The 9,403-nt window shown below is 72.5% G+C and carries 8 protein-coding genes; 4 read left to right on the forward strand and 4 right to left on the reverse strand.

Annotated features, from left to right (window positions below; translation table 11 throughout):
- Positions 1-160: 160 nt before the first annotated feature.
- The 4 genes from Q7W29_07365 to Q7W29_07380 form a co-directional block, all read right to left on the reverse strand.
- Entirely contained in the window at positions 161-1,060 is a 900-nt protein-coding gene (locus Q7W29_07365) for an MBL fold metallo-hydrolase (GenBank protein MDO9171631.1), read from the reverse strand.
- Between the two features lie 20 nt (positions 1,061-1,080).
- Complete coding sequence (locus Q7W29_07370; protein MDO9171632.1) at positions 1,081-2,868, reverse strand: M2 family metallopeptidase; 1,788 nt, start codon at positions 2,866-2,868, stop codon at positions 1,081-1,083.
- An 80-nt stretch (positions 2,869-2,948) separates the two neighbouring features.
- A complete protein-coding gene (locus Q7W29_07375; GenBank protein ID MDO9171633.1) occupies positions 2,949-4,670 on the reverse strand; it encodes a metallophosphoesterase in 1,722 nt (573 codons plus the stop codon).
- Between the two features lie 122 nt (positions 4,671-4,792).
- Positions 4,793-5,635, reverse strand: coding sequence for an MqnA/MqnD/SBP family protein (locus Q7W29_07380; GenBank protein MDO9171634.1), 843 nt, complete (start codon positions 5,633-5,635; stop codon positions 4,793-4,795).
- 107 nt (positions 5,636-5,742) lie between these two features.
- Between Q7W29_07380 and Q7W29_07385 the strand changes: the two genes are divergently transcribed.
- The 4 genes from Q7W29_07385 to Q7W29_07400 form a co-directional block, all read left to right on the forward strand.
- Complete coding sequence (locus Q7W29_07385) at positions 5,743-6,786, forward strand: hypothetical protein (protein ID MDO9171635.1); 1,044 nt, start codon at positions 5,743-5,745, stop codon at positions 6,784-6,786.
- A gap of 1 nt (position 6,787) precedes the next feature.
- Positions 6,788-7,861, forward strand: coding sequence for a glycosyltransferase family 9 protein (locus Q7W29_07390; protein ID MDO9171636.1), 1,074 nt, complete (start codon positions 6,788-6,790; stop codon positions 7,859-7,861).
- Positions 7,858-9,012: a glycosyltransferase gene (locus Q7W29_07395; GenBank protein ID MDO9171637.1), complete on the forward strand. Its 1,155-nt coding sequence runs from the start codon at positions 7,858-7,860 to the stop codon at positions 9,010-9,012. Before Q7W29_07390 ends, Q7W29_07395 begins: the two co-directional genes overlap by 4 nt.
- A partial coding sequence (locus tag Q7W29_07400; protein MDO9171638.1) for a glycosyltransferase family 39 protein occupies positions 9,009-9,403 on the forward strand: 395 nt, incomplete at its 3' end. The genes Q7W29_07395 and Q7W29_07400, both read left to right, overlap by 4 nt.

A 9,403-nucleotide genomic window follows, 5' to 3' on the forward strand; every position in this document is an offset into this window, starting at 1 on the left:
TCCGGTTCCAGCCACTTCTCCAGATCCCGGCAACAGGTCGTGCGCGATTTCAATCCCGGCCTCCCTTGCATGTGTGCACCACAATGCAACTATAAGGCCTTCGGCTCCCTGCCGCAACCATCCGTCGCGTATTCCCTGCCGTGACGGGCATGGATCCAGGTCAGGGAACCGACAGCCAGATCATTTCGATGAACGCTTCGGGCGGGAACATGGCCTTTCCCCATTGATCATCGAGGGCCGCCGCGGGCCGGGCGGCCACGACCTCCTCGAGGGAGCGGCCGGCCGCCTTCTCGGCGGCGACGATCCGTCGATATTCCTCGAGGATGCCGAGGTAGACGCGCAGTTCCGCGGGCGTGGCGACGGGCCCGTGGCCCGGCACGACGCGCGTGCCGGGGCCGCACAGCGACAGCACGTACCGCACGCCGCGGATCATGCCGTCGATCGTGCCGCCGTGTGCGGTGTCGATGTAGGGGTAGCCGCAGTTGAAGAAGAGGTCGCCCGCGTGCACGACGTCGGCGCGGTGCAGGCGGACGACGAGGTCGCCGCCGGTGTGGCCGGCCACGTGGCGCAGGCCGACCGTTTCGTCGCCCCAGCGCAGGGTCAGCGTGTCGCCGACGCAGATCCGCGGCAGCGCCGAAGCCGGCGAGGCCGCGACGTCGTGGTCGAGCACGTCCAGGTGTTGGGGCGCGGCCATCCAGCCGGGAACCGACTCGTGAGCCGCGAGCACGGCGCCCGCCGCGGCCAGCGCGCCGAAACCGCCGACGTGGTCGAAGTGCCAGTGGGTCGCGACGGCCAGGGCGACCGGTCCGGACTCCAGCGCCGCCGCGGCCGCGAGCAGCTTGTCGGCCATCTGCTCGTAGTCGGCGTCGATCAGCAGGAGCTTGCCGTCGCCGGCGCAGGCCAGCACGTTGCCGCCGGCGCCCTGCAGCAGGTGCACGCCCGGGGCCAGTTCCTCGGTGCGGAACTGGATCGGCCCGAAATCCTGGGCCGTCGCGGGACCGGCGGCGCCGCCGGCCAGCAGGGTGGCCGCAGCCAACGCGAAGATTGGGAATCGCCTCATCTCGTCACCTCTTCCACCTGTCAGAATCCCACGCTGCGGCCCCGGTTCTGCTCCTCCAGCCACGCCTGCAGCGGGGCGAAGTAGGCCAGCATCGCGCGGCTGGAGAGGTCCTCGCCTGTGGCCTCGCGCATCAGCTCGCGCCAGTCGCGGGTGGCGCCTGGCTCCAGGATCGCGCGCAGGTAGGCGCCGACCTCCTCGTTGCCGTAGTAGGTCGCGGTCTGCGGGTCCTGGTGCAGGATCTCGCGGCAGATGTGGTCGTGGAGCTGGTGCAGGATCACGCTCGACAGCGCGTAGTCGTAGTACTGGGCCGCGTCGTCGTTGATGTGGGTCTTGGTCGCCGCGTCGCACCACTCCTCGCCGCGCGGGGCGGGCGGGGCGACGCCTTGGTAGCGGGCGACGTGCTCCCACCAGCGCGCGTTCATCCGGTCGGCCGCCAGCGGCTCCTCGTAGAAGTCGTGCTCCCAGTGGGTCATGGTGCCGCAGGCGAAGGGCAGGAAGGTGACCGGGCCCAGCAGGGCCTGGTTCAGCAGCCAGCTGATGCGGTCGGGCTCGTCGGCCGCGGCCATCAGGCCGATCTCCTGCAGGTAGGCGGTCTGGCCGGCGACCAGCTCGATCAGCGTGCCGACGCCCTCGTGGAAGGCGCGGTTGGCGCCGGTGCGCAGCACGAACGGCACCTCGGGGTTGCTGTAGGAGAGGTAGTAGTAGATGTGGCCCAGCTCGTGGTGGGTCGTCTGCAGCCAGTCGAAGGTGGGCTCGACGCTCATCAGCGAGCGCACGTCGCGGTCCAGGTCGATGTGCCAGGCCGAGGCGTGGGAGTTCTTGGTGCGCGTCGCGCCGTCGGGCAGCGCGAACAGGTCGCTGTTCGCGTGGAACGAGGCGGGCAGCGGCTCGAACCCCATGCTCGTGTAGTAGCGCTCGGCCTGCTCGACCATCCACTTCGGGTCGCGGCCGGCGACCAGGGCGTCCAGATCGACGCCCTCGACGATGCCGGGCCAGTCCTGGGCCCACTTGTTGCCGAGCCAGTGGGCCGGGATCAGGGCGGGCACGGGCTCGCCGTAGCGGGCGGCCAGTTCGTACCGCGCCCAGCAGTGCAGCTGCTCGTAGAGCGGGCGCAGGCCCGCCAGGACCTCGTCCATCAGGGCCATCATCTCCGCCGGGGTCATGCCGTACTCGCTGACCTCCATGCCGAAGTACGAGGAGTGGCCCATGCTGCGCGCCGTCTCGTTGCGCAGGTCCCGCAGCTCGACCAGACCGTCGCGCAGGGTCGGGCCGATGGCCTTGCTCGCCTCCCAGTAGGCGCGCCGCTCGGCGAGGTCGCGCGAGTCGGCCAGCTGCGTGGTGATCTCGTTGGAGTCGGTGGGTCGCGCCGTGCCGTCGGGCAGTGTGACCGAGAACGCGTAGCCGAACAGGCGCTCGTTCTGCGCGGCCTCGGCGCGGATCAGCCGCGAGGTCACCTCGGGGATGGTGCCGGGGAACTTGGCGGCGTTCAGCAGCACGTACTTCAGCTGCTGGCGCTGCACGAAGGTCAGGTCGTCGCGCTCCAGGAAGGCGCGGGCCTTCGCGATCAGGCCGGCCTCGCCGAGGCGGGCGGCGAACTCCTCCTCGGCGGCGACGCGCGCGGCCGAGGTGGCTTCGCCGACGTCGACGTTGGCGTCCCAGCGCGCGCCTTCGGCCCTCTGCCAGAGGTCGCGGTACAGGACGTTGTAGTCGGCGAGGAAGGCGTCGAGGTCGTCGGCCGGCTGCCGGCAGCCGGTCGGGACGACGGCGGCGAGCAGGGCTGCGAGCAGCAGGGTGCGCGACAGGGACATGGGTCCTCCCGGGCAACGTTGGGGTTGCCCGGGAGGTTACCAGAGTTCGCGCCGCGGGTGAAGCCGCGTTGCGGCCCCGTTCAGCGGGCGAGGGTGATCTTCCGGGTCTCGCTGAAGGCGCCGGCGCGCAGGCCCAGGAAGTAGACGCCCGAGGGCAGCGAGCGGCCGGCGGCGTCACGGCCCTCCCAGGCGGCGACGTGGCGCCCCGCCGGGAGCGGGCCGTCGGCCAGAACGGCGACCTCGCAGCCGCGAGCGTCGAACACGGTCAGGCGGCAGACGGCGGCCGCGGGCAGGTCGAAGGCGACCTCAGTGCGGGGGTTGAACGGGTTCGGGTGCGCGGCCAGCAGGCGGGGGTGCGGGGCGTCGCCGGCGCCGGTCTGGGCGTCCGGGTCCACCGTCACGGTGACGGTGAGGTTGCTGGCGGGGTTCAGGACCGCCTCGACGTAGCACACCGCGACCGGCCCGGTGTCGTCCACCTGCACGAGCGTGCCGCCGGTGACCAGGAAGCCGGGGGCGTCGGCGGGCATGTTCACCTTCACCAGCGCGTTGTGGAAGCGCTCGTTGTACCCGTTGTGGACGAGCACCGACACGGTGTCCGATGTGCCGCTGTTGTCGGGCGTGAACGCCGTGGTCAGGTTGCCGCCGGTGTAGGCGTCCAGGGTGGGTCGCACGTCGAACTGGCCGCCGGTCCAGCGGATCACCCGGAACGGGTGGTTGGAGCCGCTGGCGTTGTCGGTCGAGACGTCGTAGGGCGCGGTCGCATCGTCGGTGTCGCTGTGGATGTGGCCCCACAGGTTCAGGTCGACGTTCAGGGCGGACAGGTTCAGCTCGTTCTGGAAGTCGTAGTGGCTGAACAGCACGATCGCCGCGCTGGCCGAGGCGGCCCCGACGTCCTGCTGGAGCCAGGACACCTGCGCGTTGGTGTAGCTCTCGGCGCCGTAGTACTCCGTGCGCCACGCGTCGTAGTTGTCGTAGGCCTCCAGGCCGACGAAGTGGACCGGGCCGTAGTCGAAGGCGTAGTCCTGGGTGCGCGCCGGCGCGCCCGGCGGCGGGTTGCCGAGGCGCCGCCAGCCGAAGAAGCGCCACCAGTCGCGCCGCGAGGTGCCGTCGCTCGGGGGGGTGCTGTCCCAGCCGCCGAGGTCGTGGTTGCCGCCGGTCAGGAACACCGGCACGTCCGACTCGGCGAGCAGCTGCTGGGCGCGGCTGTAGTAGCGCCGCCCGAGGTAGTCCTCGAGCTCGCCCTCGTTGATCAGGTCGCCGGTCAGCAGGATGAACTCCGGGTTGATGATGCTCACGTCGTCCAGGATCGTGCGCAGCCCCACGCTGGTGGTGCTGTCGGTCGCCGCGCCGCTCTCGTAGTAGTAGAGGTAGGTGGGCAGGTGCGTGTCGGTGATGTGCACGAAGGTGAAGTCCGTGCGCCACTGCGGCAGCACGCGCACCGCGTGACGGGTGCGGTCGTCGAGCCCGCCGGAGGCGGTCACGCGCAGGTCGTAGAGTTCGAAGACCGGCACGTCGGGCACCGCGGCCGCGATGGTCCACCAGGTGGTCGCGGGGTCGTAGACGGCCCCGACGACCGTCAGCGGGATCTGCAGCGCCCCGCGTTCGAGCCGGGCCGTCCAGCCGGTGGTCCCGACCGGGGCCTCGCAGCTGATCAGCAGGTCCTGCCCCGGCAGCACCAGCGAGGGGAGGTTGACGAGCGGACGCTGGATCACAGTCAGCGTGTCGGCCAGCGTGTAGGTCTGGGCGCCCGCGGCCGATGAGATCAGCAGGCAGGCCAGGAAGGGGGCGAACTTCGAGCGCATGAGAACTCCCGGGAGGAAGAATTCCGTCACATTACCTCAATTATGCCACAATACGGTCAAAATCGCAACTCCATAGGTCTGGGTGCGCGGCGCGCAGCGGGTGCGGTCGGTCGCTCCCGCGTTCAGGTCGTCACGAATTCCAAGCCGTGGACCTGCGGGATCAGGCCGGCGCGGTGGGCGCGGTCGAGGAGTTCGCGGATGGCGGCGCGGCCCCGGTCGCCGTAGTCGAGGGTCCAGTGGTTGACGTACATGCCGACGAACTCGTCGGCGAGGGCGACCTCCATGTCGCGGGCCCAGCCCAGGGCGTAGTCGAGGGCCTCGGCGCGGTGCTCGAGACCGTAGCGGATGCTGGCCTCGAGGATCCGCGCGATCTCGGGCATGCGCTCGCCGTGGCGCTTGTGGATGGTGTTGGCGCCCAGCGGCAGTGGCAGGCCGCCGGTCAACTCGTCCCACCAGGTTCCCAGCTCGAGGCAGCTGTGCAGGCCCTGGTTGCGGTAGGTGAGCTGGCCCTCGTGGATGATCAGGCCGGCGTCGAACGCGCCCGCGGCGACCTCCTCGATGATGCGGTCGAAGGGCACCACGACCGGCTCGAAGTCCCCGATCGCGAGGCGCAGTTCCAGGTAGGCGCTGGTCATCAGGCCCGGCACGGCGATGCGGCGGCCGCGCAGGTCGTCCGGCGCGAGGGGCTCGCGGGCCACGACCATCGGGCCGTAGCGGTCGCCCATGCTGGCGCCCGAGGGCAGCAGGGCGTACTTGTCGGCCACGTAGGCGTAGGCGTGGACGCTGATGGCGGTGATGTCCAGCTCGCCGCGGGTCGCCCGCTCGTTCAGGGTCTGGATGTCCTGCAGGATGTGCTCGAAGCGGTAGGGCCCCGTGTCGATCTTGCCGCGGGCCAGGGCGTAGTGCATGAAGGCGTCGTCGGGGTCGGGGGAGTGGCCCAGGGTCAGGTTCACGGTGGCGCTCATGGCTCTCCTCCAGGAGTGACGCTGCTTGTCGCCGGCGGCCGCTTCCGATATCTTCGGAGCGACGGCCAAGATAGCACCGAAGCCGGGCGCGTCGAAGGAGAAACCCCGTGAGAACCGCCAGCGCGATGATCGCCGCCCTACTGCTCACCGCCGCTACGGCCGCGGCCGAGGGGGTGCCCGAGGGGCTCTGGACGGCCCGCGGCCAGGAGACGTACCTGCTGCGGGGCGGGGAGTCGGTGCAGTTCCGGATCGAGTACCCGCAGATCCCGGTGCGGGCCTGGCGGTTGACCGTCGACGGCGACCAGCTGCTCTGCCACGTGAACGTGCTGCGCCTGGCGGACGGCTCGCTGCTCTACCAGCAGAACAACGAGTCCCACCACGAGGTCCGCGTCCCCTGGGGCCGCGATGAGGCCGTCGCGGTGACGATCACCGCCGACCTGTCCGGGGGCGGCGTCTTCACGGTCAAGTTCCTGGGCCCGCCGCCGGACGCGACGCGGCAGGCCTACGGGTACGACATGAACCGCGGGCTCGAGGCGCTCGAGAGCGGGGACCTCGAGCTCGCCGAGGCGCGCTTCGCCGAGGCGGCCCGCCTGGGCGAGGACGCGGCGGTCGCGGAGCTGATGCTGGCCGGCCTCGCGAAGAACCGCGGCGAGGCGGAGACGGCCGCGGCGCACCTGGACCGGGCGTTGGGCCACCGGCTGCCGCCGGAGCTCGCCGACGTGGAGCGCGAGCTGCGCCGCCAGCTTGACGTCGTGCGTGTCCACGGCTCGCCGCTGCTGGCCGACGCCGACGAGATGCTGGCCGCCGGCGACACGACCCGCGCCGAGCGCTTCTGCCGACGGGCGCTGGCGGAGCCCGACGCCACGGTCTGGGCCCGCAGCGAGGCGCAGCGCCGCCTGGGCCGGATCCTGCAGGGACGGGGCGACCGGTACGGCGCCCTGGAGGCCTTCGACGCGGCGGTGCGCGGCGCCGCCGACCGCGGGCAGAAAGCGCTGGGCGCCTTCGACCTCGCCCGCCTGCACCTGGCGCTGGCCAACCCCGGCCAGGCCCGCGCCGCCCTGGACCTGGCCCGCGGGCTGGGGCTGCCCGGGGACCTCGACCGGGAGGCGGACGCCCTGCTGCGGCAACTCGACCTTGAAGGAGGCCCCTGACATGGAGGTCCGGCGCGACTGCCTGCACTTCCGCGGCGACCGGCCCTGCGCGCCCCACAAGGAACGCGGCGTCCACTGCGAAGGCTGTCCCGAGTTCACGCCGCGCTGCGGGCGCATCCTGCTGATCAAGCTGGGCGCGGCGGGCGACGTCGTGCGCACGACGCCGCTGCTCGCGGCCCTGCGCCGGCACTACCCGCGACACCTGCTCACCTGGCTGTCGTACTACCCGGAGCTGGTGCCGGCTTCGGTGCCTGATCGGCGCCGCTTCGACGCCGCCTCGATCCTCTGGGCGCGCAACACCGACTTCGACCTGATCATCAACCTGGACAAGGACCCCGAGGCCTGCGCGCTGACGAGCGAGTCGCGCTCGTCCCGGCGGATGGGCTTCACCCTGCGCAACGACGGCTTCTGCCAGCCGGCGGTGCGCGAGGCCGCGCGCGCCAAGTACCTGACCGGCCTGTTCGACGACCTCAGCCGGGCCAACGCGCGGTCCTACCTGCAGGAGATCTTCGCGATCTGCGGCTGGGAGTTCGCGGGCGAGCCCTACGAGCTGGACCGCCCGGCCGCGCCGCCGCGCCTGGAGGCGCCGGCCGGCCGCGCCCTGGTCGGCCTGAACACCGGTTGCGGCGGGCGCTGGACCAGCCGCCTGTGGCCCGAAGAACACTGGGCGGCGCTGGCGACCGCCCTGCGCGAGGACGGGCTGGGCGTGATGCTGCTGGGCGGCCCCGAAGAGGACGCGCGCAACCGGCGACTGGCCGAAGCCACCGGGGCCTACTACCCCGGCACCTTCCCGCTGGACGGCTTCGTGGGCGTCATGGACCGCTGCGACGTCGTCGTCTCGGCGGTGACGATGGCCATGCACCTGGCGATCGGTCTGGGCAAGCGCCTGGTGCTGCTGAACAACATCTTCAACCCCGCCGAGTTCGAGCTGTACGGCCGCGGCGAGATCCTCGCGCCCGAGAAGGCCTGCACCTGCTACTTCGCGCCGCGGTGCCGCGAGAGCGAGCCCTGCCTGCCGACCCTGCGTCCCGGGACCGTGTTCGCGGCGGTGCGGCGACAGGCGGCGGCGCGATGAGGATCGGCCTGCTGGGCCCGGCTCCCCCCTTCCACGGCGGCATCGTCACCTGGCTGGCGATGCTGCACCGCGCGCTGGCCGCGCGCGGCCACGAGGTGCACTGGGCCGGCTTCCGCCGCCAGTACCCCGACCGGCTCTTCCCCGGCCGCAGCCAGACCGGCGCCACGGCGGCCTGGATGCCGTCGCCCGACTCCTGCCGCTTCGTGCCCTGGGACCCGCGGAGCTGGCGCCGCACCGCCGACGACCTGCTGGCGTTCCGACCCGACGCGGTGGTGATGAAGTTCTGGCTGCCGTTCTTCGCCCCCGGCTACTGGGGCGTGGCGCGCCGGCTGCGCGCGCGGGGCGTGCGCGTGGTCTACGTGCTGGACAACGTGGTCGCGCACGAGCGCTACCCGTTCGCGGGGCCGCTGTCCCGGCTCGCCCTGGGGCAGGGGGACGCGTTCATCGCGCAGAGCGACCAGGTGCGGCGCGACCTGTTCGCCACGGCGCCGCGCACCGACCCGGCCCTGGTCGCCGACTGCCCGCATCCGGTCTACGACTTCGGCGTGCCCGGCCGCCCGCGCCGCTCGCGCGCGGAAGCCCGCGCCGCGCTCGGCCTGCCCGCCGACGGGCGCGTGGTGCTCTACTTCGGCTTCATCAAGGCCTACAAGGGCGTGGTCCACCTGATCGCGGCGCTGCCGCGCCTGCGCGAGCGCTACGGCGACGGGGTCCGCGTGGCGGTGGTCGGGGACGTCTACGGCGACGGCGAGGTCTACGCCGCGGCGCGGCGCGCGGCCGCGTGCGAGGACATCCTGATCTGGCGCGACGGCTACGCGCCGGACGAGGAGGTCGAGGACTGGTTCCTGGCCGCCGACGTCGTCGCGTTGCCCTACGTGTCGGCCACCCAGAGCGGCATCGTCCAGATCGCCTTCAACTACGACCGGCCGGTGGTGGCCACCGCGGTGGGCGGCCTGCCCGAGGTCGTGCTGGAGGGCGAGACCGGTTTCCTGGTGCCGCCCGCCGACCCGGCCGCCCTGGCCGCGGCGCTGATCCGCTTCTTCGACGAGGATCGCGCGGACGCCTTCTCGGCCGCGGTGGCGCGCGAGAAGGCGCGCTACTCGTGGGACCGCATGGCCGAGGCCGTGGAGCGGGCCGCGGCGGGGCGCTCGTGAGCGTGCCGCGGGGCGAGCGGCGCCTGGTGCTGCTGCTGTTCCTGGCCACGCTGCTGGTGCGCCTGGCCGCCGTGGCCGTCCTGCTGAAACTGGACGCGCGCCCCTCCTTCGACGAGTACGGCTACGACCGCCGCGCGCAGGGCTGGCAGGCCGTCGCCGACGACCTGTCCCGCGGCGCGGTCGCCCCGGAACACTGGCGGCAGGCCTACGACCGCGGCTTCCAGCCGCCGCTGCACCCCCTGCTGATGAGCGCGGTCTACACGGCCGACGGCGCCGGTGCCGCCCGCGCCCGCGCGCTGTCGGCGCTGTGGAGCGCGCTGGCGACGCCGCTGGTCTACCTGATCGCGCGCCGGCTCGCCGATCGCCGCGCCGCGACGGCCGCCGCCTGGCT

Source organism: bacterium (assembly GCA_030654305.1).
GTDB lineage: Bacteria > Krumholzibacteriota > Krumholzibacteriia > LZORAL124-64-63 > LZORAL124-64-63 > PNOJ01.

What these genes read in the sequence shown, in the direction of transcription:
- Q7W29_07365 (MDO9171631.1), bottom strand. Translation starts at nt 1,060, where the DNA reads ATGAGGCGATTCCCAATCTTCGCGTTGGCTGCGGCCACCCTGCTGGCC.
- Q7W29_07370 (MDO9171632.1), bottom strand. Translation starts at nt 2,868, where the DNA reads ATGTCCCTGTCGCGCACCCTGCTGCTCGCAGCCCTGCTCGCCGCCGTC.
- Q7W29_07375 (MDO9171633.1), bottom strand. Translation starts at nt 4,670, where the DNA reads ATGCGCTCGAAGTTCGCCCCCTTCCTGGCCTGCCTGCTGATCTCATCG.
- Q7W29_07380 (MDO9171634.1), bottom strand. Translation starts at nt 5,635, where the DNA reads ATGAGCGCCACCGTGAACCTGACCCTGGGCCACTCCCCCGACCCCGAC.
- Q7W29_07390 (MDO9171636.1), top strand. Translation starts at nt 6,788, where the DNA reads ATGGAGGTCCGGCGCGACTGCCTGCACTTCCGCGGCGACCGGCCCTGC.
- Q7W29_07395 (MDO9171637.1), top strand. Translation starts at nt 7,858, where the DNA reads ATGAGGATCGGCCTGCTGGGCCCGGCTCCCCCCTTCCACGGCGGCATC.